The organism is Kitasatospora sp. NPDC008115 (assembly GCF_042957205.1).
Taxonomy (GTDB): Bacteria; Actinomycetota; Actinomycetes; order Streptomycetales; family Streptomycetaceae; genus Kitasatospora.
Window position 1 is genome coordinate 13,787 of sequence record NZ_JBIBHU010000008.1, and the last position, 26,357, is coordinate 40,143.

A 26,357-nucleotide genomic window follows, 5' to 3' on the forward strand; every position below is an offset into this window, starting at 1 on the left:
CCGGAGCCGCCCACCGCCCACCGGCGCAGGGGGCGGACCACCCTTGGTCCTAGGCCATCCGCCCGAGCGTGCACCGACCCGGGGTCCGCGCGGTTCGGGTCGCTCCCGCCGGCACCCGGACGGCGCAACCGGCCCGGACGGGATCCGGACTCAGGTCCGCGCGTCGGCGCGGGCGGCCCGGGCGGCCCGGGCGGCGATGGTGTCGGCCGCCGCCGAGAAGGCCCCGTGGGCCAGGTCGTGCAGCAGTGCGGCCATCGCGTCACGGGCGAGCCCGGCCCGCTCGTCGCCCTGGGCGGGGTTCGGCCCGTGGCTGTGCGGGGTGGAGTTGATCAGACCGAAGACGGCGTGCACGGACGCCCGGGCAACCGGCTCGGCGGACGGGGCCGCGAGCGACGGGTAGGCCTGGCGGACCACGTCGACCCAGAGTTCCACGTAGGCGCGCTGGAGGCGGCGGACGGTCCGGCGGTCCTCCTCGCGGAGGTTGAGCAGCTCCCGGTCGTGCAGGGTGATCAGGTCGCGGTCGTCCAGCGCGAAGTCGACGTGGCCGCCGATCAGCGCGTCCAGCGCGGCGGCCGGGCCCTCGCTGCCGCCCGCGCGGCGGCGCCCCTCCTCCAACAGGCGCTCGCTGATGCCGACGAGGAGGTCGGCGAGCATCGCGTCCTTGCCGGCGAAGTGCCGGTAGAGGCCGGGGCCGCTGATCCCGACGGCCTTGCCGATCTCGTCCACTCCGACACCCAGGAAGCCCCGGGCCGCGAACAACCGGGCGGCCTCCTTGCGGATCTGGTCGCGGCGCGGGAGCCCGGAGGCGGGTGGGACGTTCGGCATGCGGTCCATCGTAGACAGTGGGGTTATCGGTCGTTAACCTGGGCAACGGAAGTTAACGTTCATTAACGTGTGGGGGTCGCGGGCTCACCAGCCCCGTCGGCCCACCTGCCGCCGAGGGCAAGGGAGCTCTTGGGATGGTCATCTCCACCGCCGGCGCACCCACCGGCATCAACGGCAGCGCGGCGACCGGCACCCCGGGCGCCGCCGCGCCGGCACCCCGGCTCGGCACCGCCGTCGACCCCGGTTCCGAGGCGTACCGGGCGAACACCGCCGCCCACCGGGCCCTGGTCGGCGAGCTGCGCGAGAAGCTCGGCACGGCCGCACTCGGTGGCGGCGCCAAGGCCCGCGCCCGCCACACCGCGCGCGGCAAGCTGCTCCCCCGCGACCGGGTGGACACCCTGCTCGATCCGGCCTCCCCCTTCCTCGAACTGGCCCCGCTGGCGGCCGACGGGATGTACGACGGCGCCGCCCCGGCCGCCGGGGTGATCGCCGGCATCGGCCGGGTCGCCGGGCGAGAGGTGGTCGTGGTCGCCAATGACGCCACCGTCAAGGGCGGCACCTACTACCCGATGACGGTCAGGAAGCACCTGCGCGCCCAGGAGGTCGCGCTGGAGAACCGGCTGCCCTGCGTCTACCTGGTCGACTCCGGTGGCGCCTTCCTCCCGATGCAGGACGAGGTCTTCCCGGACCGCGACCACTTCGGCCGGATCTTCTACAACCAGGCCCGCCTCTCAGCCGCGGGCATCCCGCAGATCGCCGCCGTGCTCGGCTCCTGCACGGCCGGCGGCGCGTACGTCCCGGCGATGAGCGACCAGGCCGTCATCGTCCGCAACCAGGGCACCATCTTCCTCGGCGGGCCTCCGCTGGTGAAGGCGGCGACCGGCGAGGTCGTGACGGCCGAGGAACTCGGCGGCGGCGACCTGCACTCACGGACCTCCGGCGTCACGGACCACCTGGCCGAGGACGACGCCCACGCCCTGTCCATCGTCCGCACCATCGTCGCCGGACTCGGCCCGCGCCCGGCCCGTCCGTGGCCGCTCACCCCGGCCGAGGCACCGGCCGTCGACCCGGCCGGCCTGTACGGGGCCGTGCCGGTCGACCCGCGCACGCCCTACGACGTGCGCGAGGTGATCGCCCGGCTGGTCGACGGCAGCCGGTTCGCCGAATTCAAGGCCGAGTACGGCGCGACCCTGGTGACCGGGTTCGCCCGGATCCACGGCCACCCCGTCGGCATCGTCGCCAACAACGGCGTGCTGTTCGCCGAGTCCGCCCTCAAGGGCGCCCACTTCATCGAGTTGTGCGACCAGCGGGGCATCCCCCTCCTCTTCCTGCAGAACATCACCGGGTTCATGGTCGGCCGCCAGTACGAGGCGGGCGGCATCGCCAAGCACGGCGCCAAGATGGTCAACGCCGTCGCCTGCACCCGCGTCCCGAAGCTGACGATGGTGATCGGCGGCTCGTACGGAGCCGGCAACTACTCGATGTGCGGCCGGGCCTACTCACCCCGCTTCCTGTGGATGTGGCCGAACGCCAAGATCTCCGTGATGGGCGGCGAGCAGGCCGCGTCGGTGCTGGCCACCGTCCGCCGCGACCAGTTGGAGGCGCACGGCGAGCAGTGGCCCGCCGAGGCGGAGGAGGAGTTCAAGCGCCCCGTGCGCGAGCAGTACGAACGCCAGGGCAACGCCTACTACGCCACCGCCCGGCTCTGGGACGACGGTGTGATCGACCCGATGGACACCCGGACCGTGCTCGGCCTGGCGCTCACCGCCTGCGCCAACGCCCCGCTCCCGGCGCCCGGACCGTTCGGCGTCTTCCGCATGTAGCGCCCCTCCCGCGGGCGGCGGCCCACCCGCTCCGCCGCCTCCCCGGTGCCCGGCACCCACCCGGTGTCACCACCTCCTTCGTACGGCTCCCCTCGACCCGGAGGAACGCCTCCCATGTTCGACACAGTTCTGGTCGCCAACCGCGGCGAGATCGCCGTCCGGGTGATCCGCACCCTGCGGCGGCTCGGCGTGCGCTCGGTCGCCGTGTTCAGCGACGCCGACGCCGACGCGCCGCACGTCCGCGAGGCCGACGTCGCGGTCCGGCTCGGCCCGGCCGACCGCAGCGACAGCTCCGCCGCCGAGACCTACCTGCGGACCGACCAGCTCCTCGCCGCTGCCCGCCGCACCGGCGCCCAGGCCGTCCACCCCGGCTACGGCTTCCTCGCCGAGAACGCCTCCTTCGCCCGCGCCTGCGCCGACGCCGGCCTCGTCTTCATCGGACCTCCTCCCGCCGCGGTCGAACTGATGGGTGACAAGATCAACGCCAAGGAGGCCGTACGGGCCGCCGGCGTTCCGGTGGTTCCGGGCAGCCAGGCCACCGCCCCCACCGACGCGGAACTCGTCGCGGCCGCCGAGGTGATCGGCTACCCCGTGCTGCTCAAGCCGTCCGCCGGCGGCGGCGGCAAGGGCATGCGCCTGGTCCGCGACCCGGCCGACCTGCCGACCGAGATCGCCGCGGCCCGGCGCGTCGCCCGCACCGCCTTCGGCGACGACACCCTGCTGCTGGAGCGCTGGATCGACCGGCCGCGCCACATCGAGGTCCAGGTGCTGGCCGACGCCCACGGCACCACCGTCCACCTCGGCGAGCGCGAGTGCAGCCTGCAGCGTCGCCACCAGAAGCTGATCGAAGAGGCTCCCTCCGTTCTGCTCAACGCCGCGACCCGTGCGGCGATGGGCGCCGCGGCCGTCCGCGCCGCCGAGTCCTGCGGCTACACCGGCGCCGGCACCGTGGAGTTCATCGTCCCCGGCATCGGCCCGGCCTCCCCCGACACCGACGAGGGTGTGCGGGACTTCTTCTTCATGGAGATGAACACCCGTCTCCAGGTGGAACACCCCGTCACCGAACTCGCCGTCGCCGTGGCCGCACCCCGCCCACAGGGTTCGTCCACGTCAGGTTCGGCCACCGGTGCCCCGGCCACCGCCGCGTCCGCCGAGCCCGGCCCGGCCGCCGGCCGGCCCCGGCGGCTGGACCTGGTCGAGTGGCAGCTGCGGATCGCCGCCGGCGAGCCCCTCTCCTTCGCCCAGTCCGACATCTCCTTCCAGGGCCACGCCATCGAGGCCCGTATCTGCGCCGAGGACCCGGAACGCGACTTCCTGCCCACCGGCGGACGCATCCTGCTCCTCGACGAGCCGCGGGGCGAAGGCATCCGGGTGGACTCCGGGGTCGCCCCCGGCACCGTGATCACCAGCTCCTACGACCCCATGCTCGCCAAGGTCATCGCCTACGGACCCGACCGGCCGACCGCGCTGCGGCGCCTGCGCGCCGCGCTGGCCGACACCCGGATCCTCGGCGTCACCACCAACACCGGCTTCCTGCGGCGACTCCTCGCCCACCCCGAGGTCGCCGCCGGCCGGCTCGACACCGGCCTGGTCGAGCAGACGGCGCAGCAGCAGCCCGGGCTGCTCGCCTCGCCGTACTCCCCGGCCGCCGGAACCACGCCGGCCGCCACGACCTCCGACTCCCTGCCGCCGGAGCCGCCGGCTCCCGTCCACCTCCTCTACTACGCGGCCGCGCTCGCGCGGCACCTGGACCTCACCCCGGCCGCCGACCCCGACGGCTGGACCGACCCGTTCTCCCTTCCCTCCGGCTGGCGCCTGGGCGGCGACCCGGCCTGGACCACCCACCGACTCCGTACCCCCGGCCAGGATCCGGTGTCGGTGCGCATCCGTTCGATCACTGCGGGCAACGTAACGGACGCCACTGACAATCCTGCCGGCCCCGCCCTCGAGGTCGAGATCCGGCTCGCCGACGGACCGGTCCACCGGGCCCGGGCCGGCCGCTCCGGCGACCGGCTCCACCTGACCGTCGACGGCCTGCGCACGAGCTTCGCCCTCGCCGCCGACGGCCCCGCCGCACCCGCCGCCGGCCCGGTGACCTGGCTCGGCGTCGAGGGCGACGCCTGGCCGGTGCACACCCACGACGCGGTCGGCGAGAGCGCCGCCGCCGGCGCCGCCCACCACGGCGCCCTGACCGCGCCGATGCCGGGAACCGTCACGGTCGTGAAGACCACGGCCGGGGAGGCGGTCCGCAAGGGCCAGCCCCTGCTCGTCCTGGAGGCCATGAAGATGGAACACGTGATCGCCGCCCCGCACGACGGCACGGTGAGCGAGCTGCGGGCCGTCGCCGGCGCCACCGTGGCGATGGAGGAACTGCTGGTCGTGGTGACGCCCGACGAGGCCGACGAGGCCCCCGCGGCCACCCTGGCCCAGGCGCCCGCGGCGGTGCGGTCGTGACCGCCCCCGAGCCGGGGGGCGCCGGCCCGGCCCGCGAACCGGACGCCCTCGACCTGGGCCTGCCGGACCCGGTCCGCTCCCCCGGCCTGCCCGAGGAGGTGCGGATCCACGAGGTCGGCCCGCGCGACGGCCTGCAGAACGAGGGCGCGCTCGTCCCCGTCGAGGTCAAGGCCGAGTTCATCGCCCGGCTCGCGGCGGCCGGCCTGCGCACCGTCGAGGCCACCAGCTTCGTTCACCCGAAATGGGTACCGCAGCTCGCCGACGCCGAGGAACTGATGCCCCGGCTCGCCGGCCTGCCGGGCCGCCACCCGGGCCTGCGGCTGCCGGTACTGGTGCCCAACGAGCGCGGCCTGGACCGCGCACTGGCCCACCACGCCGGCGACGTCGCGGTGTTCGCCAGCGCCACCGAGACCTTCGCCCGCCGCAACCTCAACCGCTCGGCGGACGAGGCGATGGCGATGTTCCGCCCCGTGGTGGCGCGGGCCGCGGCGGCCGGGATCCCGGTCCGCGGCTACCTGTCGATGTGCTTCGGCGACCCCTGGGAGGGCCCGGTCCCGGTCGCCCAGGTGGTCCGCTTCGGGGTGGAGCTGCTGGAGATGGGCTGCGCCGAGCTGAGCCTCGGCGACACCATCGGTGTGGCCACCCCCGGCCAGGTGACCGCCCTGCTCGACGGGTTCGCCGCGGCGGGGGTGCCGGCCGGCCGGCTCGCCGTGCACTTCCATGACACCTACGGCCAGGCGCTCAGCAACACCCTGGCGGCGCTGCGCTCCGGTGTCACCACCGTGGACGCCTCGGCCGGCGGGCTGGGCGGCTGCCCCTACGCCAAGAGCGCCACCGGCAACCTGGCCACCGAGGACCTGGTGTGGATGCTGCACGGACTCGGCATCCGGACCGGCGTCGACCTGCGCGCCCTGGTCGCCACCAGCGGTTGGATGGCACGACGGCTCGGCCGCCCGAGCCCCTCCCGCACGGTCCAGGCCCTGCTCGGCGGCGCCCCCGCCGGCTCGCCGGACTGACCCGCTCCGACCGTCGCGCGCGCCGACCGGCTCCCGCGCGTCCGCCCGCCCACCACGCCGCCCGCCCGTCACACCAGCACGGCGGCGGTCGTCCCGAACCACGCCCGCGCCCACCGGCGGGGCCCCAGGAGGATCACCATGCTCGACCACCGGCTGAACCCCGAGCACGAGGAACTGCGGCGCACCGTGGCCGAATTCGCCCAGGACGTGGTCGCGCCGAAGATCGGCGAGTACTACGAGCAGGGCGAGTTCCCCTACGAGATCGTGCGGGAGATGGGGCGGATGGGCCTGTTCGGTCTGCCGTTCCCGGAGGAGTACGGCGGCATGGGCGGCGACTACTTCGCGCTCGGCCTGGCGCTGGAGGAGCTGGCCCGGGTCGACTCCTCGGTCGCGATCACCCTGGAGGCGGCGGTCTCGCTCGGCGCGATGCCCGTCTACCGCTTCGGCACCGAGGAGCAGAAGCGCGAGTGGCTGCCCCGGCTGACCTCGGGCGAACTGCTCGGCGCATTCGGCCTGACCGAGCCCGAGGGCGGCTCGGACGCCGGGGCGACCCGCACCACCGCGCGGTACGACGAGGCCACCGACGAGTGGGTGATCAACGGCACCAAGTGCTTCATCACCAACTCCGGCACCGACATCACGGGTCTGGTCACCGTCACCGCACTCACGGAACCGATCGCTCGTTCGAGTGAAGAGGGCGAATTCTCCTCGCCACGGCGGGAAATCTCCTCCATCATCGTGCCCACCGGGACCCCCGGGTTCCAGGTGTCGAAGAAGTACTCGAAGGTCGGATGGAACGCATCCGACACCCGCGAACTGTCCTTTACCGACTGCCGCGTCCCCGCGGCCAACCTGCTGGGCGAGCGAGGCCGCGGCTACGCCCAGTTCCTGCGGATCCTCGACGAGGGCCGCATCGCGATCGCCGCCCTGGCCACCGGCCTGGCCCAGGGCTGCGTCGACCAGTCCGTCTCGTACGCCGCTACGCGCCGCGCCTTCGGTCGGCCGATCGGCGCCAACCAGGCCATCCAGTTCAAGCTCGCCGACATGGAGATGCGCGCCCACACCGCCCGCCTCGCCTGGCGGGACGCCGCGTCCCGGCTGCTGCACTCGGAACCGTTCAAGAAGGAGGCCGCGATCGCCAAGCTGTACTCGTCGGAGGCCGCCGTCGACAACGCCCGCGAGGCGACCCAGATCCACGGCGGGTACGGCTTCATGAACGAATTCCCGGTCGCCCGCTTCTGGCGGGACTGCAAGATCCTGGAAATCGGTGAGGGCACCTCGGAGGTCCAGCGGATGCTCATCGCGCGAGAGCTCGGCGTCACCTCCTGAGGCTGCCGCAGGCCCCGCCTGCCCGACCCAACCCACCCAACCCGCCCTGTCCTCCGGTCCGCCCTGACCGGCGGACAGGGCGGGGCGATCACGAGGAGAGAGGAGTCACCCGAGGCCGCCCGAGTCGATCTGGTCGTAGCGGGTCAGCGCGAGTTCGAACGCCGTCGGCTCCACCCTGACGGCGCCGTCGAACGGGCCGCTGAGCTGGAACACCAGACTGACCGCGAACGCCACCGAGGCACCCACGAACCCCATCAGCACCAGGTTGCGGCCCGTAGCGGTCAGCCCGACCACCGGCGGCGTCGCCAGTACGAACACCGCCCCCACCACCAGACCTCCCAGGACCAGCGTCGGCACCTGCGCGCGAATGTCGGCCAGCCGGGCGTTCCGCCGCGCGTAGACGTCCGTCAGACTCCTCAACACATCGGCCTTGGCGGCGAGTTCGGACGCGTTCTGGCTCCGCACCGCGTCCACGGAAGTCCGGATCCGGTCGGCCGCCGCCCAGGCCTCGGCGCTGCCGTGCCCACGCCCCATCTGCTCCCACTCGTCCGTGATCACCTGGTGGGTGTAGTCGCGTACGTGCTGCTGCACCACCGGGCGGTCCGGGACGGGCAGCAGCCGCGCCGACCAGTACACCTCGGTGAGAGCCCGGGACTCCTCGTAGGTGTGCTGGCGGGCGGTGTTCAGCTGCTGCCACGAACCGGCGATGGCGAAGCCGGTGAAGAGGGCGAAGAAACCGAGCACCGCCGCGCCCGCGAAGCCGATCGCGGACGGGTTGGTCGCACCCTCGCGGGAACCGCGGGACCGGCCGACCAGTGCACCGATGGACAGGGCGAGCGCTGCGCCGGCCAGCGCCGCCACGACATTGACCCACATCTACCGACCACTCCCCCGACGTTCACTCGCCACCGCCACCACCGCCACCAGGCCCCTCTCTCCGACGCTGCCGCACCGACATCGCGGCGGCCAATACGACAAGAACGGGAAGCACGATCGCCAACAGCAGCATCAGCACCTCGTCGGTGCCCCAGTCGTCGTCCCAGTCGAACGGTGTGTCGTCCGGGCTCTGAGCGGCCCCGGCCTCGCTCCCGTTCGGGTTCGGACTTCCGGACTGGCCCGGCTGCTCCGGCCCCGTGGGGCCGGAGCCGGAGCCCGAGCCGGTACCAGGGCCGGAACCGGCAGTGGCACCCGCACCACCACCCGACGCGCCACCTGCGGCGACTCCCTGGGCCGCCGCACCGGCTCCGGCCGCGCCCGCTCCGGCTGCTCCGGCAGCTGCCCCGGCGGCACCTCCGGCCGCTGCTGCCGCTCCGGCGCCTGCTGCTCCGGCGGAAGCGGCGGCAGCGGCGGCTGCTGCTCCGGCCGCACCAGCAGCTCCGGTGGCTCCCACCGCCTGGAACGGGCTCGCGGGCAGCCCGAAGATGGTGGTGCCCGGACGGAAGGGCACCGCGGACCCTGCCGCAGCGGCTGCGGCTGCGGCGGCGGCTGCTGCTGCCGCAGCGGCAGCCGTGCCCGGTGCAGGGGCGGCCTGCCCGGCGGTGGCCACACCGGGGGGCGCGGCTGCGGCGGCACCGGGGGCCGCAGGGTTGGGTGGTGGCGCATTGGCACCGGCCGCACCGGCTGCTCCGGGTCCGGCGGCCGCACCCGGGGCGGCGCCCGGTGGCGCACCGGCGGGGTTGACCGCTCCGCCGGCCGCCCCGGCCGGAGCCGCCGCGGCGGGGGCAGGGGCAGGGCCCTCACCCTCGTAGTCGCCGGGGGCCTCGGCAGCGACCGGCCGGGGTGGCAGCGGGCGGCCGTCCTGGCCGACCGCGCCGTCGACCGCCAGGCCCTCGGCCCTCGCCACGGCGGTGTGCCGGCCGGGCACGGCCTCCCCGGAGGCGGTGCAGTCCAGCGGGCGGCCGAGCTCCAGCAGCCCGCCGGCGGACTGTCCGGTACAGCTGACCGGGCCCACCCCGGGGAGGTGGTCCACCACACTGACCGCACTGATCGGCGAATCCCCGACGGCCTCCACCCGGTACCGCAGCCGGACGTCGCCGCCGACCACCATCGGCAGCGCCCATCGACCGGACGATGCCGGCTGTCCGCCGAGGAACGGAGCACCACCAGCAGTCACTTGACCCGCCATCACGCTTCGGCGCGCGGCCCGGGCGGCACGGGCCACCACGCCCGAGCCCGTCGGGACGCCGACCCGGGTCAGGGTGATCCCGGCGGCCAGCCCCTGGTAGCCGGCCGCCCCGGTCGCCACGGCCTTCGGCATGCCCTTGGGGGCGGTGGCCTCGACGCGGACCTCAGTCCGCTGCCGTCCGCTCCGGGCCGGCAGGGTGGCCGGGCACTCGACCACTCCCAGCGGCGGCAGTACGAAGGGCTGCCCGCTTCCACAGACCAGCGCCGCCCCGGAGACCTGGGCGTCCGTGACGGTCGTGACGGTGAGCGGGTACTCGGCCTGGTTCGTCAACCGGTAGACGCGGAGCAGCTGTTCGTCGGCGCGGACCCGGACGTCGACACCGGTCGCGCCGTTGGTGCGGACTTCCAGCCGGACCGCTCCCCTGGCCTCGCCGCCCGCCGGGTGGACCGTCGGCGACCGGGGAACGTCGGCGCGCCCGGCCGTGGCCGGGGCGAGGAGAAGCGCGGGAAGGAGGGTGAGAAGGAGGGCCGGGAAGACGGTGGCACGGCGGAACGGACGGCTCGGGGAACAACGCGGGGAACGGTGTGGGGAACGACTCGGCGGCGAGGCTGGCCCAACGATCACCGTGCCATTCTTCGCCGCACCCGCACGGCGGAGCGGGGCGGCACCGCGCGCCGTCGGCGTGGATGACACGGACGGCCCACACCGCCCCGACCGCCCGCGCCGCGGGCACGGGGCGGCGCGGGCACCGGACCGGACGTCAGGGGATCACGATCACCGGGCGATTGGCCCGGCGGGCGAGGCGGCCGGAGACCGACCCGAACATCTTGCCGAGCAGGCCGTGCGTCGTGCCGACGACGATCGCATCGGCGGCGAACTCGCGGCCGACCTCCTCGATCTCGTGGCAGATGTCGCCGCCCCGCTCGACCAGGATCCAGGGCACCCCGGCGAGGAAGTCCGCGCAGGCGAGCTCCAGGCCGAGCACCTCCGTCCGGTGGTCGGGGAGGTCGACGAAGACCGGCGGTTCGCAGCCGGCCCAGACGGTGGCGGGCAGGCGGTTGGCCACGTGCACGATCACCAGGCCGCACTGGGAGCGGCGGGCCATGCCGACCGCGTAGGCGAGGGCGCGCTCGCTGGACAGCGAGCCGTCGAAGCCCACCACCACGCCGTGCTGGAAGGCCGGGTCGCAGGGCTTGGCGCGCGCCTCGCGGACCGCCGGCTCGCCGGTCGCACCGGGCGGGCCGGAGGTGCTCGGACGCTCGGCGCCCGGTCCCGGCCGGCCGGTCACCGGGGGCTCCGCAGCGTCGGACCGACGGCCGTCCCGGTGGTCGTCCCGCCGGTCGTCACGGCGCTGGCGGGAGCCTGCACCCGGGCGGCCCCGGCGCGCGAGATAGCGAAGGGGGCGGGTGAAGCCACCGCCCCGGGCGTCCTCGCCCGGTTCCACCGGTCGGGAGGGCTCAGAACCAGCCATGGCACAAGGCTCTTCGAAGGAGGTGGGCCGACAGGAGAGGACAACGCTGCCCGGGCGGCAGGCCCGCACACGGGAAGACGTCGGTCTGCGCCGAGCACCACCGTTGGTGACCTGTTCCTTTCAGAATACGACGGGCCGGACACGCAGCCCAGCCGCGCGGCCTCGGGGGCGGCACTCTTCCCGCGAACGAGGGATGCGCGCGCCGGCGGCGGTGCGCCCTCGCTCGGGCGCGAGGCGCCCCTCCGGCGAAGGAGGTTCCCTGGAGCTTGACTGAGCGGACCGGGCGGCGCAACAGGCTTCAGGGACACCGTGACCGGACTGTCATGGATCGATGACGATCCGTTGCGACCGGTCACCGGGCAGTGAAAGCCGGTGAAAGGAGGGGTGAAGCGGGCCGCGGGCGGCTGGTGTGGCACGGGTCCGGCGCCCGTTTCAGCCAAGGGGCACCGGTTCGGGACGCCGTCTGGCATTTGCCAGGTGCATAGGCGCGGCCGCTGGCACCATGCTCGACATGCCCCTGCTCCTGCTCGACCTCGACAACACGCTGCTCCCCAGGGACGCCGCATTCCGGGCCTGGGCTCAGGATTTTCTGACCGAACGGGCGCTGCCGCCCGGCGACGTCGACTGGCTCGTCACCATCGACGGCGGCGGCTACGTACCGCGCAGCACCGTACTGTCCGCCGCCCGCCGCCGCTACGGCCTCGACGAGTCGCTCGACCGGTTGCTCACCCACTACCGGCACGGCATCAACTCCTACATCCACTGCCCGGCCCGCAACATCGACGCGCTGCGCGCGGCGCGCGCCGCCGGGTGGACGCTCGGCATCGTCAGCAACGGCAGCACCGGTCCCCAGCTGGAGAAGATCCGGCGCACCGGCCTCGGGCCGATGGTCGACGGCTGGGTGATCTCCGAGGAGGCCGACTGCGTCAAGCCGGACCCGCTGATCTTCGAGATCGCGGCGCAGCGCTGCGGCATCGCGCCGACCGGGGACTGGGCCACGCACACCTGGATGATCGGAGATCACGCTCCCGCCGACATCGCCGGCGCCGCGCTGACGGGGCTGCGGAGCGTCTGGCTGCACCACGGCCGGCCGTGGGCCGAGCCCGCCTACCGGCCGACGCTCAAGGCGGCCGGTCTGCCGGAGGCCGTCGGGCAGGTGCTGGCCGACCGCGATGTCCCGGCGCCCCGTCCGGAGGCGCTCGCCGGAATCGTCGGCGGCGTCGCGGTCTCGTGCGCGGCGGCTGCGCCGGGAACGGGCGGTGTGGGTGCACCGCGGGCCCGCGAGCGCGGGCGCGCCGGTATCCGGGCGGCGGCGGCCCCGATGGTGATCGGCGGGCCGGGCGCGAGCGTGGCGTAGTCCGCACCCGAGGCGCAGCGGCGCGTGGCGGCGCGTGGCGGCGCGGAGCAGCGCGCGCGACGGCGCGCCGCTCCGGCCGCCCGCCCTCTGACGATCGGCGCGCGCTTTCAACCGTGCACGCGGCGGGCAGTGCTTCATCCGCTCCAGGGACCGGACAGGCTGTCTCAAATCGGTCCGGCGGGTTTGCCGAGGACACGGCCGTCCGCTCCGCACCGCCCGACCCGGGCGAGACCAAGAACGAGGGCGAGGTGTCCACGACCCGCGCCCGCCCACCCGTCCCACCCGTCCCACCCGCCGAACGGCTGAACGGCTGGACGGCTGCGGCGGGGACCCCGCCGGCAGGCCGAGCGGCTCACCCGCCGTCAGCAGATCGGCGCCACAGGGCGGTCGGAGCGCGACCACCGGCCCGCGGATCGAATCGAGGCCGTTCGCCGCGCAACCCTACGGCCGCGATCGGCGTCGTCAGTTCCGTTGCCGCCACCGCCGGTTCGTGCACCGCGAGGGCGTCACGGCGTGAAGGTCCGCCGTCCGGGCCGGCCTGGCCGGCGGCCCGCGAAGTCGCCGTTGGCCTGTTCGAGCCGGCCGGAGATCTCCACCGGCGAACGCCCGCACGGCCCCTCGACCGCCGTTCCGCGGCTCCGGCACTGGCCGGATGAAGCCTGGGAGGCGCACGGCAAGCAGCCGTGCGCCCCTCTTGTGCACCGCCTATTTTCGGTCAATCTCATGCGGCTCCCCCACCCTTGGGCATATCCGCAGCCCAGGCGCACCGGCCGGGCGCGCCGGAGCCGGACGCCCCAGGACCCGTCCCGCGACAACCAGCCACCGTTGCACCGACCCTCTTCCCAGAAGGGTCGACGGGTGCCACGCTTCGTGATCGAATGCATCACGCCAAATTGCCATGTCGACATAGCGTCGGATGGTGAACTTGTCACAACGGCAACGGTCCACCCGATAGATTCGATCTTGGCCAGCAGTGCCGCACCACCACACCACACCACCGAGGGGGCTTGAGCGCCTTGAGCAGGGTGAGCAGGAGCGACGCGGGTCCTGACAGCGGCCAGGCCGCGACCGGCATCGCGGGTCGTTCCGCGAGAAGCACCGTCTCCCAGGCCTCCACCGCCAACACCCGTCACTCCGGCACCGCCTCGTACCCCTCCTACTCCCCTGCGGCCCCGTCCGTCCCGGGAGGCCCTTCCGTCCCGGGCGCACCAGCCGGTTCCGGTGCCCCGGCGGCCGCGGGCACCCCGTCCTTCCCGGCCACCCCGGAGCACGGCGGACGCCCCGTCAGCCGACCGTCCGTCAGCCATCCGGGCGGGTACGGAGGCGGCCCGGACGGCCGGGCCGGGGCGTCGGTTACCGGCCATTCCGGCGGGTACCCCGGTGGCCACAGCGGGCCGGAGAGCGGCTTCACGGCCTTCGCCGCCGCCCCGTCCAGCACGTCCTTCGCCCCGGGGTCTCCCGGCGGCGGCTTCGGCCCGGCCCTCCCCGGCCTGTCCGGCCCCGGCCCCTCGGCCGGCGGGCTCCCCGCCGGACCGCTCGGCCTCGGCGCCGCCGGACACGGCGGCGGCCACGGCCCGTCGGTGCACGGCCCCGGCGGCCAAGGTGCTCCAGGCGGCCCCGGTGGCCCCAGTGGCCACGGCGGTTCCGCCGGCCTCAACGGCTCCTCGGCACCCGCGATGGCCGCAGCCCCCCGCAAACTCTCCGGCCGCCGCCGCCGCGAGACCGTCGCCGTGCTGATCTTCGGCGGCGCACCGATCTTCGAGAGCTCGATCCCGCTCTCGGTCTTCGGCGTCGACCGCCAGGACGCCGGGGTGCCGCGCTACCGCCTGCTGGTCTGCGCCGGCGAGGAGGGCCCGCTCGCCACCACCGGCGGCCTCACCCTCTCCGCCCCGTACGGGCTGGAGGCGCTGGCCCGGGCCGGCACCATCGTCGTCCCGGCCTGGCGCTCGATCTCGCAGCCGCCGCCCGTCGAGGCGATCACCGCGCTGCGCAAGGCGCACCACGAGGGCGCGCGGATCATCGGCCTGTGCACCGGCGCGTTCGTCCTCGCCGCCGCCGGCCTGCTGGACGGCCGCCCGGCGACCACGCACTGGATGTACGCGCCGACCCTGGCCAAGCGCTACCCGCGGGTGCACGTCGACCCGCGCGAGCTGTTCGTCGACGACGGCGACGTGCTCACCTCGGCCGGCACCGCCGCCGGGATCGACCTCTGCCTGCACGTGGTCCGCAGCGACCACGGCGCCGAGGCGGCCAACGCGCTCGCCCGCCGGCTGGTGGTGCCGAGCCGGCGCAGCGGCGGCGGACAGGCCCAGTACATCGATCAGTCTTTACCTGAGGAGATCGGCAACGACCCGCTCGCCGAGGTCGTGACCTGGGCCCTGGAGAACCTCAACCAGCAGTTCGACGTCGAGGTGCTGGCGGCCCGCGCCTACATGAGCCGGCGGACCTTCGACCGGCGGTTCCGCACGCTCACCGGCAGTGCCCCGCTGCAGTGGCTGATCACCCAGCGGGTGCTCCAGGCGCAGCGGCTGCTGGAGACCTCGGAACTGTCGGTGGACGACGTCGCGCGCCGCTGCGGCTTCCGGTCGCCGGTGGCGCTGCGCGGGCACTTCCGCCGCCAGCTCGGGGTCTCGCCGGCCGCGTACCGGACGAGCTACCGGGCCCGGCGGCCCGGGGCGTCCGCTCCGGTGTCGTCCTCTCCGGTGGGCGGCGACCTGCGGACGGCCGGGGCGGTTCCGTCGCCGGCCGCGGCCGGCCCGATGGGCGGGTCCGCCCCGGGCCAGCACGGCGGGCACGGGCCGGCCGGCGCCCCCGGGTTCCCGGGCGGGCCCGGCACCGCGCACCCCGGCCAGCACGGGCAGCCGTCCGGGCCGGGCGTCCACGCGCGGGCCGGGCAGCCGTACCCGCACCAGGCGGCCGGGCACCAGGCGCACCCCGGGCAGCCGGGGTCGGGCCGCGGTCCGGCGCGTCCGCCGCTGGTTCCGGCGCAGCCGGGGCCGGGCGCGGGCCGTCCGCCGAGGACCGCGGAGCACGCCGCCGCCGAGGACGGGGTCCCGCAGCCGGGCGCTCGCGGCCAGGGCCAGGGGCACCGGAGCGCGGCCGAACGGTCGCAGGACGGGTCTGCGGAGGCCCGGGCCCGGCAGGCCCGGGCGGGTCAGCTCCGTCCGCCGGGCGTCCGGGCCACCGCGGCCGAGGCCCGGGATCCCCGGGAGGTGCGGCCCGGCCGGGACGCCCGCCCGGCGCACCCCGCCGGCCACCCCGGCCGCGAGGTGCGGGAGGCCCGGGAGGTGCGCGACGCCCGGGAGACCGAGGGCCACCCCCAGGACCAGCACGGGTCCGAGGGCCGCGCCCCGGCGCCGCGCTCGGCTCCGTCGGTGCCCGCGGCGCGGGATCGCGCCGTAGGGTGAGTGGCGTGAATGACCGTTTGGTATGGATCGACTGTGAAATGACAGGCCTCGACCTCGACCGGGACGCCCTGGTCGAGGTCGCGGCGCTGGTGACGGACTCGGAGCTGAACATCCTCGGCGAGGGTGTGGACGTCATCATCCGCCCGCCCGCCGAGGCGCTGGCGAACATGCCCGAGGTGGTGCGGGAGATGCACACCGCCTCCGGGCTGCTGGAGGAGCTGGAGCACGGGGTCACGCTGGCCGAGGCGGAGGCGATGGTCCTCGCGTACGTGCGCGAGCACGTGCCGGAGGCCGGGCGCACGCCGCTGTGCGGGAACTCGGTGGCCACCGACCGCGGGTTCCTGAGCCGGGACATGCCCGCGCTGGAGAGCCACCTGCACTACCGGATCGTGGACGTCTCCTCGATCAAGGAGCTGGCCCGGCGCTGGTACCCGAAGGCGTACTACAACAGCCCCCCGAAGGGCGGGAACCACCGCGCGCTCGCCGACATCCGCGAGAGCATCGACGAACTGCGCTACTACCGCGAGGCGGTGTTCGTCGCACAGCCGGGCCCGGACACCGACACCGCGCGCGCGATCGCCGAGAAGTACCAGGCGCCGGCGGGCTGAGCCCCGGGGCGGCGGAGGGTGCTCGCGCCGGGGAACGGAAACCCTGGCGCGAGCACCCTCCCGGATCCTGTAGAGTTCTTCTTGTCGGAGCGGGAACGCCGAAGAGCGGGAACGGTCCGGACAGATGGTGGGTGTAGCTCAGTTGGTAGAGCACCTGGTTGTGGTCCAGGTGGCCGCGGGTTCGAGTCCCGTCACTCACCCCATCGCCCCGAGGGGCCGGTCTCGTCAAGGGACCGGCCCCTCGGGCTTTTTCGCGTTCCCTCACATCGGCGGCGACCGGGCGGGGGTGGTGCGGCGTGCGTCGCACCGTGGTCCGCGTCTCATTCCTTTCCCCGGCCACGGGTCTGCCGCCAGAAGCTACCGGCTAGTAACGTTGCCGCCATGACCACTGCTTCGATCGGCCAGCTGCTCGACTCCACCGTCCCGATGGCCCGGACCCTCAGGCTCGAGTATCTGGAGACCACCCCGGAGCGCGCCGTGCTCCGGCTGCCCGACCAGCCCGAGTACCACAACCACGTGGGCGGCCCGCACGCCGGCGCGATGTTCACCCTCGCCGAGTCGGCCAGCGGCTGCATCGTGCTGGGCGCCTTCGGCGACCAGCTCTCCCGCGCGGTGCCGCTCGCGGTGAGCGCCGAGATCGCCTACAAGAAGCTCGCCATGGGCGCCGTCACGGCCACCGCCGTGCTCGGCCGGCCGGCCGCCGACATCGTCGCCGAGCTCGACCGGGGCGAGCGCCCGGAGTTCCCGGTGACCGTCGAGATCACCCGGGCCGACGGCGCGGTGACCGGCGTCATGACGGTCGTCTGGACGCTGCGCCCCAACTCCTGAGCGGGGCACGGCGGACGGTCCGTGGGGGCCGTCCGTGACGACCGTCCGTGTCCTCACGGTCCGCCCGCTCGTTCTCGATTCACGTGCGAGCCAATCACGCGACCAGGGGCCCGGATCCCGTCCGACGGACCGTCGGCGGCGGATGGCGAGCGGCCCGGCGGACGGTCCGGCGAGCGGTCCGGCGGTGGCTGCCCCGGCCACGGGCCGTCGCGGCGGGCGGGGCGCTGCTCGCCCAGCTCTGGGGGTTCGGCGCCCCTCTCTCCTGCGCGGCCGGGGCCGAAGGCCTCCCGGAGCCGGCCGACCGGACCGTCGGCCGGGCGCTCACCGACGGCGCGGCCGCGCCCGGGAACCCGGCCGGTCAGCCCGGGCCGGGCCCGTCCGGCGGGCTGCTGAACGGTTTGGCGGGCGCCGTCCCGGGGGTCGCGGCGGACGTCCTCGTGCTGGAACTGGACGCTGCGACCGGCTCGATCGGCGGCGCGCTCCAGGAGGTGATCAGGGCCGGCGGCCTCCCGCTGCCGGGGCAGCGCGCCGCCGTGCCGGACGCGTTCGCGATCGCCTCCGGGCTGCTCGGCGCCGCGCCCGCCCAGGTCCGCCCGGCCGAGGCGCGCGCGACCCGCGGCGAGGCGCCCGACGGGCCGTCGGGCCCCTCCGCCCGGCCCGGCGGCAGCCGTCCTTCCCGGCCGGACGGCACCCCGCACGGCCCCTCCGCCCCACCGCCGGCCCCCGCCGCTCCGGGCCTCGCCCCGCACCTCGCGGGCGCGCACCGCGCCGCCGCCGCAGCCGGCGGGAGCGGGCGGCCGGACGGACGGGAGCACCGGCCCACCGTGCCCGGCGTCCCGGCGCTCGACCCGCCGGTGACGCTCCCCGGGACCGCGACCAGGACGGCCGCCGTCACCGTCGCCCACGACACCACCGGCACCGCGACCGCCGTCCTCGCCCCCATCACGGCCGGGCTGCTGCTGACCGGCGCCGCGATGTACAAGCACCGGGGCCTGCCGAAGGGCCACTGAGCGGGGCCGGCCCCTGGGACGCTCCGCCGGACGCCGCCCGGCCCGCCCTCCGGGCGGACGACGGGGGTTCGAGGGCGGGGGTTCGAGGATGGGGGTTCGGGCGCGATGAGTGGGCCGCAGGCCGGTCCACACACGCGTGCGTCGCACGGCGGAGGTGGGGACACCTCCCGGCCGAAGGCCGGGGGCGCGGCGCCCGGCAGACGGGGGTCTGCATGCGGGCCCTAGGCGGCGGGAGAGGCCAAGTCCATGGTGAGAAAAGGCAGTTCCCGGCCGGGGATGGAACCGGAGGGGGCCGTGCCGGTGCGGACGGCGCCCATGGCCCGGTAGAAGGGTTCGGCGTTGGGGTCGGCCTCGACGGTGATCCGGTCGAAGCCGAGGGCCGTGGCCTCGGCCCGCAGGTGCTCCACCAGGCGGCGGCCGATGCCGCTGCCGATGGCGGCGGGTTCGACGAACAGCATGCCCAGCGCGCCCTGCGGGGGCGCTCCGGTGAGGGTGATGAAGCCCAGCACCCGGCCGTCGTCGTCCTCGGCGACGGCCGTGCGGTCGGACTCGATGCGCCCGGGGTCGAGGGTGAGTTCGGCCCGGCAGGCCTCGATGAACGCCGCGTCGTAGCCCCAGTGCGCCTTGGAGCGCAGGGCGAGGGCGCTGAGCGCCGCCGCCTCGCTCGGCCTGGCCGGTCGGATCAGCATGCGGGTGCTCCTCCTGGTCGGGTCGTCCGGGATCCGGACATGGTGCAACGGAAGCCGGTCTAGCGGAAGACCCCCGGGGGCGGGGTCGGGGACGGGGTGGCGGCGGCGTCGGTGGCGGGGGCGGCTCCGGCGGCGAAGTCGGCCAGGGCGCGGCCGTGTTCGACCCGGCCGTGGGCGGCGTCGGAGGCCACCCGGCGGGTCAGTTCGGCCAGCGGGAGCGGGGTGTGCGCGGCGGCCAGGACGAGGTTGCCGAAGCGCTTGCCTCGCAGCACCGCCGGGTCGGCGACCAGGCAGAGCTCGGGGAAGACCGCGCCGAGGGTGGCCACCTGGGAGCGGGCGAACGGCAGGGCGGAGCCGTCGGCGATGTTGACGGCGTACCAGCCGCCGGGGGCGAGGGCCCGGGCGGCCAGCGCGGTGAACTCGACGGTGGTGCAGTGGGCGGGCACTCGGGCGCCGGAGAAGACGTCGGCGATCACCAGGTCGACGCTGCCCTCGGGGGTGCGCTCCAGCACCGCGCGGGCGTCCGCGCCGCGCACCTTGACCTGCCAGCCGCGTTCCAGCGGGAGTTCGGCGCGGACCAGTTCGGTGAGCGCGGTGTCGATCTCGGCGACCTGCTGGCGCGAGCGCGGGCGGGTGGCGGCGACGTAGCGGGCCAGGGTGAGGGCGCCGCCGCCGAGGTGCAGCACGGTGAGCGGGCGGCCGGGCGGGGCTACCAGGTCGACGAGGTGGCCGAGCCGGCGCTGGTACTCGAAGCCCAGGTGGGCGGGGTCGGCGAGGTCGACCAGGGACTGCGGCGCGCCGTCGATCAGCAGCGACCAGGCGGCGGGGCGGTCGCGGTCGGGGCGGAGTTCGGCGAGCCCGGAGTCGACGGCCCGGGTGAGCGGGCCCTGGGCGTGGGTGCGACCGCCGGGGCCGGTGGCGGCGGCCGGGCCGCTCTCCGCGGCGGTGCGGCTCCGGTCCGCGGCGCGGCCGGCTCGGTTGCTTCGTCCCATGACCGCCATTATCGCCGCCGCCCGGGAGAGCCCCGCAGCTCAGCGGGCGCGGGCGGACGGGTGCGGCGGGCGGACGCGGGCAGAACGGAGGCCGTGAGGGTCAGAACGGCCCGAGGCCGCCCGCGGTGAGGGTGCAGGCGGCCTCGCAGAGGGCCGAGCGGAGGACCCAGGGGTCGGTGGGGCGGGCGGCGCAGTCGGCGCCCGCCGGGGGCATCACCCAGCGCGGGTCGGTGGCGGGCAGCAGCCGGGCGCCGGCGGTACAGGAACTGCCGGGCAGGTGCCAGGAGTCCGAGGTGCCGGCCGGGACGAGGAAGGAGACGGTGGCTCCGTTGCGGCTCTGCAGCACCGCGCCGCAGGCCCGGCGCAGCCGCAGGATGTCGACCGCCTCCAGGCCGTGCCGCAGGGCGACGGTCACGGTGTCGAAGGCGGCGACGAGCACGGGTTCCGCGTGGACGCGCGGGCGGCGGGAGGGGCCGCCGCCGGACGGGGAGCGGTCGGGGCCGCGGTCGTCGGCCGATTCGGGCAGCAGGGCGGGGGCCGCTCCGTCGAGCACCCCGCCGACGGCAAGACGGCGGAACTGCGGTACTCCAGTGGCCGGCATGGGCCCTCCTGTCACCTCGTCGGGACCGGAAGCCGTGCCGCCCGGGTGGGGGTGCCGCCAGGGACGCGGCGGGGGACGGCGGCGGGGGCTTCCGTGTACCAGGACAACGCAGGGTGCGCGTCGCAGGCCACGGGGCGCTTTACAGCAAGGCATGGCATTTCATGGCGGATCCCGGTAACTATGACCGGTTTGCCCTGCTTTGGCAGCACATCACCCACGAACCCGCTGTGGCCGGACGGTGACTCCCGGTACTGTCGTGCCGCGCCCGGCCGTCCACCGGGCCCCACCGGAACCATCCGTGGCCGAACGCCCCCGCCGTCCCGCCGCCCGACCCCGCACCACCACCCGCACCACCACGGAGCGCACCATGGCAGCCACCCCACCGGCCGAGCCGAACCGCCCGTCGCCCAACACCGCGATGCGCGCCCTGCGGGGCGACCGCTCTCCGGGCGAGTTCGCCGTGGCGGTGCGCCGGGCGGCCCGCGAGATCGGCGAGCACGTCTCCTGCGACGCCCGGTACGTCGGGCGGGTCGAGTCCGGCGAGATCCGGTGCCCCAACTACGCGTACGAGCGGGTGTTCCGGCACATGTGGCCGGACCGCTCGCTCAACGACCTCGGCTTCGCCCCCCGCACCGCCGTCCGCCGCCGCCCGGCGGACGGCGGCGGGAACGGGAACGGGAGCGGTGGCGGCCGGGACGGCGGGGCACCGCCGCCCTTCCATCCGGCGTTCCCCCCGCCGCCCGCCCCTCGCTCGCCGCTCTCCACCCAACTCCCGTACGCTGCCTCGCCGTACGCGGAACCACCCCCACCGGTCGGGGCCCCGGTGCCGAGGTTCGCGACGGCGCCCCGGGGGCCCGACGAACCGCACCCCTGTGACGAGGAGAACGACGACGTGCGTCGCCGTACGTTCCTGGCCGGCGGCCCTGCCGCGCTGGCCTCCGTGATCGGCATCGACCGACCGGACCCGGCCGCCGCGGCCCCCGCCCCCCACGGCGCGGCCGCTCCCTGTCCGGCTCCGGGCAGCGCCGTCCTGCCCGGCCGCCCCGGCCCCGTCCCGCTGCCCCGCAAGGTCGGCTCGGCCGAGGTGCTCGGCGTGGAGCAGGCCGTCCGGGACATCCGGCTGGCCGACGACGCGCACGGCGCCGACGCCCTGTTCGAACAGGCCGGCCGCTCGCTGCGGGAGGCCTACCTGCTGCTCGACGCCTGCGAGTACTCCACCGAGACCGAGCGCAGACTCCAGGCCGGGGCCGGTGAACTGGCCATCTCGGTCGGCTGGTTGGCGCACGACTCGAACCGGCTCGCGGACGCCCGCTCGTACTACGCGGAGGCGCTGGCCACCGCGCGGATGGCCGGCGACTCCGCGCTGGAGGCGCACGTCTTCTCCAACAGCGCCTTCCTCGCCAGGGACGCCGGCCGCCCCCGCGAGGCGCTGCGCGCCGCCCAGGCCGGGCAGTCCGCCGCCCGGGGCCTCGGCTCCCCCCGGCTGCTCTCGCTGCTCGCGATGCGCGAGGCCGGCGGCTGGGCGCTGCTGCAGGACCGCGGTGCCTGCGAGCGGGCGATCACCCGGGCCCGCGGGCTGTTCGAGCAGGGTTCCTGCCAGGACGACCCGGAGTGGATGTCGTTCTTCGGCGACGCCGAACTCGCCGGGCTGCAGGCCCAGTGCTGGTCCGCGCTCGGGGACTGGGACCGGGCCAGCGAGCACGCCCGGCTGGCCATAGCGCTCCAGCAGCCGCACTTCGTCCGCAACCGGGTGCTCTACACCGCCGAACTCGCCCACGACCGGCTCGGCCGGGGGGACCTGACGGGCGCGGCCGAGCACGGGTCGGCCGCCGTCGCGCTGTTCGACGACGTCCGCTCGGCCCGGATCCGCTCCATGCTCGCGGACACCGCGCAGCAGTTGCGCGAGCACCGGCGGGTGCCGGAGGTGGGGCGGTTCCTGGCCGCGTACGGCGCGGCGACCTCGGCCGCCTGACAGGACGCCCAAGCCGACCGCCTGACGATCGTCAGGCGGTCGGCGCCGTCACGGGTCAGTGCTGCAGGGTCTCCAGGTGGCCCTGGTCGTTCCACAGCTCGACCGCCGGCGCCCCGTACTCCCAGGACAGCACGCAGAGCGCGGCGGTGCCGAGCTTGAAGCGCTGGGCGTACTCGGGCGGCAGGCCGAGCCAGCGGGCGGTCAGGATGCGCAGCAGGTGGCCGTGGGCGAAGAGCACCACGTCGCGGTCGGCGCAGTGCATCACCGTGGTGTCCGGGTCAGGGACGCCGTGCTCGGTGTTGAGGCCGGCGAGCAGCGCGTCGACCCGGGCGGCGACCTCGGAGAGCTTCTCGCCGCCGGGGACGCCGTCGCGCCAGATCAGCCAGCCGGGCTGGTCGGTGGCGCGGATGTCGGCGCCGGTGCGGCCCTCGTACTGGCCGTAGTCCCATTCCAGGAGTTCGGGGCGGTCCACGGCCCGGTCGCCGAAGCCGGCCAGGGCGCAGGTCTCCTTGGCCCGGTCGAGCGGGCTGGTGTAGACGAGGGCGTCGGGCAGGCCGTTCCAGGGCGCCGCGGCGAGCCGGGTGCCGAGCGCGCGGGCCATCGCGCGGCCGTCCTCGGTCAGCGGGATGTCGGTGCGGCCGGTGTGGCGGCCGGTGGCCGACCAGTCGGTCTCGCCGTGGCGGACCAGCAGGATGCGGGCGGGCATGGGCAGGCTCCTCGCGCTCGGGGCGGTGTCAACGGTCGGCCTCGCCAGCGAGCACCGGCCTCCATGATCCCCCACCGGTCGGCCGCCCACGATCGCGGCCTGCGGCTCCCGGCGGGGCCGGACCGGGCGGAAGGGCGGGGCCGGGGCAGGTCCGGCACCTGCGGATTCGCCGCCAACGGCCCGTTCGGGGCGGATTGTCGGAGCCGGATGCGACACTGGGCCGCACCATGAACGTCTCGACGAACGCCCCGCTCCGCGGGCCGGCGGAGCCGCTCGCACAGCGGCTCGCCGAGCTGCGCGGACCGGCGCCGCAGCGCAGTCTGAACGCCCGTGCCCTCGCCGCCCTGGCCGCCAATCCGGGATGCCACCGCCGCGCCGTACTGGACGCCGCCGGGGTGGACAAGTCGGCGCTGGCCGCCCGGCTCGGCCGCCCCGCCCCCTTCGGCCGGTCGCCGTTCGCGCTGGCGCGCGGCGTCGTGTTCGAGGCCCGGCTGAAGGAGGACGGCTACACGGCGCTGCTGGAGCCGCTGCGCCGCCGGCTCGGCATGTCCGACGAGGGCGGTCCGCTGCTCGTGCCGGACCTGCTCCGCTCCTCCGGCCCGGCGGTCCGGGCCGACCGTACGACGGCCGCGCTCGCGGAGGCCTCCGCCGAGGAGCACGCCTGGACGCTCCTCGACCATCCGATGCTGCGGCTGGAGGTGGCGGGCTCGACCGCCTACCTGGAGCCGGACGCCGTCGTGGTGCACGGCGGCCGCTGCACGGTCGTGGAGATCAAGTCCTTCCCCGTTCTGGACGGCACGGCGGACCCGGGCAAGGTGGGCGCCGCCGCCCGGCAGGCCGCCGTCTACGTGCTGGCCCTCCAGGAGGCCGCCGCCTCGCTGGCCGGGCAGGCCGTGGACCCGGACCCGTACGCCGAGCAGCGGCTGCCGGGCAGCCCCCGCACCAGCGTGCTGCTGGTCTGCCCGGAGGACTTCGGCAGCCGCCCGACCGCCGTTCCGGTGGACGTGCGCCGCGAACTGGCCACCACCCGCCGGCAGCTGAGCCGGATGACCGGCATCGAGCGGCTGCTGGCGTTGCTGCCGCCGGGCGCGGACTTCGACCTCTCACCCGACCCGCACGGCACCCCCGTCCGGTCGGCCGAGGAGTTGGAGAAGACGGTCGGGACGGTCCCCGCCGCGTACAGCCCGGACTGCCTGTCCACCTGCGAGCTCGGTTTCCACTGCCGCACCCAGGCGCGCTGCGGGGACCGGGTCGAGCAGCTCGGCCGGGGGGTGCGGGGCGAGCTGGGCAGCATCCGCACGGTGCGGGAGGCGCTGGACGTCGCCCGCACCGGTCCGCGCGGCGCGGCCGACGCCAGCGCCAGCCCCAGCACTGGCACCGGCACCGAGGAGGACGAGGACGGCGACGGGGCCGACGAGGCCGCCGCCCGGCTGGCCTACGCCGCCGCGCTGCGCGCCGAGGCGCTCGGCCGCCCCGCGCCGGCCGGTGCGGGGGCCGAGCGGTGAGCCTGCTGTCCACCCTGGCCCGGCTGGAGGCCGTACGCAGCGGCCGGGCCGAGCCACTGGCCACCGTCCGCCACCGGCACCTCTCCGAGCGCCCGATGGTGCTCGTCCCGCTGACCTCGGCCGGTGAGGACGGCGCCCCGCTGGCGGTGCTGCTGGGCACCGACCGGGACGCGCCGGCGCTGCACATCGTGCCGCAACCGCTCAACCGCACGCTGCGCTCGGAGTTCCTGGCCGACCTGGCCGCCGAGCTGCTGCCCTACCTGGAGTCCTTCGGCGACGAGGTCGAGCTGATCGAGGGCTCCGAGAAGGACCCGGAGAGCGGCGAGAAGACGCCGGTGGTCCGTGAGCTGTGCGCGGACGCGCCGCAGCTGATCGTGCCCAACAGCGGGGGCGTGCGGTACCTGGCGCTGCTGGGCCGCTCGACCCGGTTCCGCCGCACCGCCGAGGACGAGGACCCGGGCCCCTTCCCGGCCCCGGCCCGGGTGCCGCTGCTCGGGCGCTGGCTGACCCACCTCGCCGAACGGGCGATGGTGCCGGGTTCCAGCCTGCTGCTGCCGATGACCGGGCTGCTGGCCCGGCACTGGGCCACCGGCCAGAGCCATCTGGAGGACCAGCACCTGGCCGCCCGGCTGGCCTGGCACTCCCCGCCGGAGGGGCTGACCGGCGCGGAGGCGGCCGAGCTGGCCGAGACCGGCCGCAACGGGGAGGGCCGGCTGCTCCATCCGCCGGCCGGCCCGACCACCGATCCGGTGTTCGACGCCAAGGTGCTCGCCCCGGCGATCGCCCGCTACGACGCGGCCGCGGCGGCGCTGCGCAAGGCCGACGCCCCCGGTGGTCCGGGGAGCGTGGACGAAGGGGCGGCCCGGGAGGCCGTGCGGGTCGCCGTCGGCCAGCTGCGCACGGTGCTGCGCGAGGAGCTGCTGCCGACCTGGTACGACGTCTGGCACGGCCTGGACCTGCTGCGCGCGCTGCCCCCGGCCGGCCATCTGCCCGAGCGCTGGACCGGCGACCGCTGGTCGTACACCGGCCACCGGGACCGGCTGGCGGCCGGCGAGCCGCCGCAGCCGCGGATCGACGACGCGGTGACGGCCGCCCGCAAGCTCGCCCAGCGCGAGCGCGAGCAGGCCCGGCTGGACGTCCAGGAGGCGCTGGACGATCCGCTGGCGATGGCCGAGCACCGGCTGGCCGGGGAGGCGTTCTCCGGGGTGGTGACCGAGGTGGTGCCGGACTACGACACCACCGGCCGCTCCCCCAAACCGCGCCCGCTGGTCACCGTGCGCACCGACGACCGCCCGCACGCCGACCTGGGCCGCGAGGTGCACCGGGTCCGTGGGCCGGTGGCTCCGGAGGCCGCGGCGGGCCCGGCGCAGAAGGCCGTGATCGCGGCGGCCGACCCGGAGGAGGGCACCATCACCGTGCGGGTGCTGTCCGGCATGGGGCGCAGGAAGGAGCCCGAGCCGGGGAGCCTGCCCGAGCCGGGCGAGCGGGTCACCTTCACGCTGTTCGAACTGACGGTCCGGCAGGCCGCGCCGCTGCCCGAGCCGGACGACACGCCGTGGACGCACGGCGGCCCGCCCGGCGCCGTCGTCACCGTGCTGCCGGCCGTGGCCGGCGCCGCCGAGGACTGGGAGTGATCCGC

The 26,357-nt window shown here is 75.8% G+C and carries 18 protein-coding genes, 1 tRNA gene and 2 pseudogenes; 13 read left to right on the forward strand and 8 right to left on the reverse strand.

Annotated elements, in window-relative coordinates:
• Positions 1–150 precede the first annotated feature (150 nt).
• On the reverse strand, positions 151–825 hold the full coding sequence (locus tag ACFZBX_RS12505; RefSeq protein ID WP_391533417.1) for a TetR/AcrR family transcriptional regulator: 675 nt from the start codon (positions 823–825) through the stop codon (positions 151–153).
• 134 nt (positions 826–959) lie between these two features.
• On the opposite strand from ACFZBX_RS12505, the gene ACFZBX_RS12510 reads away from it, so the two are divergent.
• From ACFZBX_RS12510 to ACFZBX_RS12525, 4 genes are all read left to right on the forward strand, one after another.
• On the forward strand, positions 960–2,648 hold the full coding sequence (locus ACFZBX_RS12510; RefSeq protein WP_391533419.1) for a carboxyl transferase domain-containing protein: 1,689 nt from the start codon (positions 960–962) through the stop codon (positions 2,646–2,648).
• A gap of 114 nt (positions 2,649–2,762) precedes the next feature.
• Positions 2,763–5,102 (forward strand): acetyl/propionyl/methylcrotonyl-CoA carboxylase subunit alpha, encoded by a 2,340-nt coding sequence (locus ACFZBX_RS12515; RefSeq protein ID WP_391533421.1) that lies wholly within the window; start codon positions 2,763–2,765, stop codon positions 5,100–5,102.
• Positions 5,099–6,118 (forward strand): hydroxymethylglutaryl-CoA lyase, encoded by a 1,020-nt coding sequence (locus ACFZBX_RS12520; protein WP_391533423.1) that lies wholly within the window; start codon positions 5,099–5,101, stop codon positions 6,116–6,118. The genes ACFZBX_RS12515 and ACFZBX_RS12520 overlap by 4 nt, the downstream gene beginning before the upstream one ends.
• Before the next feature lie 138 nt (positions 6,119–6,256).
• Positions 6,257–7,447: an acyl-CoA dehydrogenase family protein gene (locus ACFZBX_RS12525; protein ID WP_391533425.1), complete on the forward strand. Its 1,191-nt coding sequence runs from the start codon at positions 6,257–6,259 to the stop codon at positions 7,445–7,447.
• A gap of 105 nt (positions 7,448–7,552) precedes the next feature.
• Here ACFZBX_RS12525 and ACFZBX_RS12530 read toward each other — a convergent pair whose 3' ends face one another.
• From ACFZBX_RS12530 to ACFZBX_RS12540, 3 genes and pseudogenes are all read right to left on the reverse strand, one after another.
• Positions 7,553–8,323 (reverse strand): hypothetical protein, encoded by a 771-nt coding sequence (locus ACFZBX_RS12530; protein WP_391533427.1) that lies wholly within the window; start codon positions 8,321–8,323, stop codon positions 7,553–7,555.
• A 22-nt stretch (positions 8,324–8,345) separates the two neighbouring features.
• Positions 8,346–10,196, reverse strand: coding sequence for a hypothetical protein (locus ACFZBX_RS12535; protein WP_391533429.1), 1,851 nt, complete (start codon positions 10,194–10,196; stop codon positions 8,346–8,348).
• A 136-nt stretch (positions 10,197–10,332) separates the two neighbouring features.
• Positions 10,333–10,770: pseudogene (locus ACFZBX_RS12540) on the reverse strand (universal stress protein); the annotation flags it as partial.
• 784 nt (positions 10,771–11,554) lie between these two features.
• Between ACFZBX_RS12540 and ACFZBX_RS12545 the strand changes: the two are divergent.
• The 6 genes and pseudogenes from ACFZBX_RS12545 (at position 11,555) to ACFZBX_RS12570 (ending at position 18,253) form a co-directional block, all read left to right on the forward strand.
• Positions 11,555–12,400, forward strand: coding sequence for an HAD family hydrolase (locus ACFZBX_RS12545; RefSeq protein ID WP_391533431.1), 846 nt, complete (start codon positions 11,555–11,557; stop codon positions 12,398–12,400).
• 1,676 nt (positions 12,401–14,076) lie between these two features.
• Positions 14,077–15,264, forward strand: a pseudogene (locus ACFZBX_RS12550) (helix-turn-helix domain-containing protein); the annotation flags it as partial.
• A gap of 548 nt (positions 15,265–15,812) precedes the next feature.
• Positions 15,813–16,415 carry an oligoribonuclease gene (gene orn / locus ACFZBX_RS12555; RefSeq protein WP_391533433.1) on the forward strand — a complete coding sequence of 201 codons (603 nt, stop codon included), beginning with the start codon at positions 15,813–15,815 and terminating at the stop codon, positions 16,413–16,415.
• Between the two features lie 127 nt (positions 16,416–16,542).
• Positions 16,543–16,618, forward strand: a tRNA-His gene (locus ACFZBX_RS12560).
• 178 nt (positions 16,619–16,796) lie between these two features.
• Positions 16,797–17,243 (forward strand): DUF4442 domain-containing protein, encoded by a 447-nt coding sequence (locus tag ACFZBX_RS12565; RefSeq protein WP_391533435.1) that lies wholly within the window; start codon positions 16,797–16,799, stop codon positions 17,241–17,243.
• A gap of 83 nt (positions 17,244–17,326) precedes the next feature.
• Positions 17,327–18,253, forward strand: coding sequence for a hypothetical protein (locus ACFZBX_RS12570; protein ID WP_391533437.1), 927 nt, complete (start codon positions 17,327–17,329; stop codon positions 18,251–18,253).
• Between the two features lie 221 nt (positions 18,254–18,474).
• Here the strand turns inward: ACFZBX_RS12570 and ACFZBX_RS12575 are convergent, their stop codons facing one another.
• From ACFZBX_RS12575 to ACFZBX_RS12585, 3 genes are all read right to left on the reverse strand, one after another.
• The gene (locus tag ACFZBX_RS12575) at positions 18,475–18,942 is read right to left on the reverse strand and encodes a GNAT family N-acetyltransferase (protein ID WP_391533439.1); all 468 of its coding nucleotides are present in this window, start codon (positions 18,940–18,942) and stop codon (positions 18,475–18,477) included.
• 59 nt (positions 18,943–19,001) lie between these two features.
• Entirely contained in the window at positions 19,002–19,934 is a 933-nt protein-coding gene (locus tag ACFZBX_RS12580) for a spermidine synthase (protein ID WP_391533441.1), read from the reverse strand.
• Between the two features lie 100 nt (positions 19,935–20,034).
• Positions 20,035–20,535, reverse strand: coding sequence for a hypothetical protein (locus ACFZBX_RS12585; RefSeq protein WP_391533443.1), 501 nt, complete (start codon positions 20,533–20,535; stop codon positions 20,035–20,037).
• Between the two features lie 367 nt (positions 20,536–20,902).
• Here ACFZBX_RS12585 and ACFZBX_RS12590 point away from each other — a divergent pair, with 367 nt between their 5' ends.
• Positions 20,903–22,507: a tetratricopeptide repeat protein gene (locus ACFZBX_RS12590; protein WP_391533445.1), complete on the forward strand. Its 1,605-nt coding sequence runs from the start codon at positions 20,903–20,905 to the stop codon at positions 22,505–22,507.
• A 55-nt stretch (positions 22,508–22,562) separates the two neighbouring features.
• On the opposite strand, the gene ACFZBX_RS12595 is transcribed toward ACFZBX_RS12590, so the two are convergent.
• Positions 22,563–23,213, reverse strand: coding sequence for a histidine phosphatase family protein (locus ACFZBX_RS12595; protein ID WP_391533447.1), 651 nt, complete (start codon positions 23,211–23,213; stop codon positions 22,563–22,565).
• 227 nt (positions 23,214–23,440) lie between these two features.
• Here ACFZBX_RS12595 and ACFZBX_RS12600 point away from each other — a divergent pair, with 227 nt between their 5' ends.
• Positions 23,441–24,718: a hypothetical protein gene (locus tag ACFZBX_RS12600; protein WP_391533449.1), complete on the forward strand. Its 1,278-nt coding sequence runs from the start codon at positions 23,441–23,443 to the stop codon at positions 24,716–24,718.
• Positions 24,715–26,352, forward strand: coding sequence for a hypothetical protein (locus ACFZBX_RS12605; protein WP_391533451.1), 1,638 nt, complete (start codon positions 24,715–24,717; stop codon positions 26,350–26,352). The genes ACFZBX_RS12600 and ACFZBX_RS12605 overlap by 4 nt, the downstream gene beginning before the upstream one ends.
• Positions 26,353–26,357: the final 5 nt, after the last annotated feature.

What these genes read in the sequence shown, in the direction of transcription:
- ACFZBX_RS12530 (WP_391533427.1), bottom strand. Translation starts at nt 8,323, where the DNA reads ATGTGGGTCAATGTCGTGGCGGCGCTGGCCGGCGCAGCGCTCGCCCTG.
- ACFZBX_RS12595 (WP_391533447.1), bottom strand. Translation starts at nt 23,213, where the DNA reads ATGCCCGCCCGCATCCTGCTGGTCCGCCACGGCGAGACCGACTGGTCG.
- ACFZBX_RS12580 (WP_391533441.1), bottom strand. Translation starts at nt 19,934, where the DNA reads ATGGGACGAAGCAACCGAGCCGGCCGCGCCGCGGACCGGAGCCGCACC.
- ACFZBX_RS12545 (WP_391533431.1), top strand. Translation starts at nt 11,555, where the DNA reads ATGCCCCTGCTCCTGCTCGACCTCGACAACACGCTGCTCCCCAGGGAC.
- ACFZBX_RS12575 (WP_391533439.1), bottom strand. Translation starts at nt 18,942, where the DNA reads ATGCTGATCCGACCGGCCAGGCCGAGCGAGGCGGCGGCGCTCAGCGCC.
- ACFZBX_RS12600 (WP_391533449.1), top strand. Translation starts at nt 23,441, where the DNA reads ATGAACGTCTCGACGAACGCCCCGCTCCGCGGGCCGGCGGAGCCGCTC.
- ACFZBX_RS12585 (WP_391533443.1), bottom strand. Translation starts at nt 20,535, where the DNA reads ATGCCGGCCACTGGAGTACCGCAGTTCCGCCGTCTTGCCGTCGGCGGG.
- ACFZBX_RS12515 (WP_391533421.1), top strand. Translation starts at nt 2,763, where the DNA reads ATGTTCGACACAGTTCTGGTCGCCAACCGCGGCGAGATCGCCGTCCGG.
- ACFZBX_RS12525 (WP_391533425.1), top strand. Translation starts at nt 6,257, where the DNA reads ATGCTCGACCACCGGCTGAACCCCGAGCACGAGGAACTGCGGCGCACC.
- ACFZBX_RS12590 (WP_391533445.1), top strand. Translation starts at nt 20,903, where the DNA reads ATGGCAGCCACCCCACCGGCCGAGCCGAACCGCCCGTCGCCCAACACC.
- ACFZBX_RS12505 (WP_391533417.1), bottom strand. Translation starts at nt 825, where the DNA reads ATGCCGAACGTCCCACCCGCCTCCGGGCTCCCGCGCCGCGACCAGATC.
- ACFZBX_RS12565 (WP_391533435.1), top strand. Translation starts at nt 16,797, where the DNA reads ATGACCACTGCTTCGATCGGCCAGCTGCTCGACTCCACCGTCCCGATG.
- ACFZBX_RS12510 (WP_391533419.1), top strand. Translation starts at nt 960, where the DNA reads ATGGTCATCTCCACCGCCGGCGCACCCACCGGCATCAACGGCAGCGCG.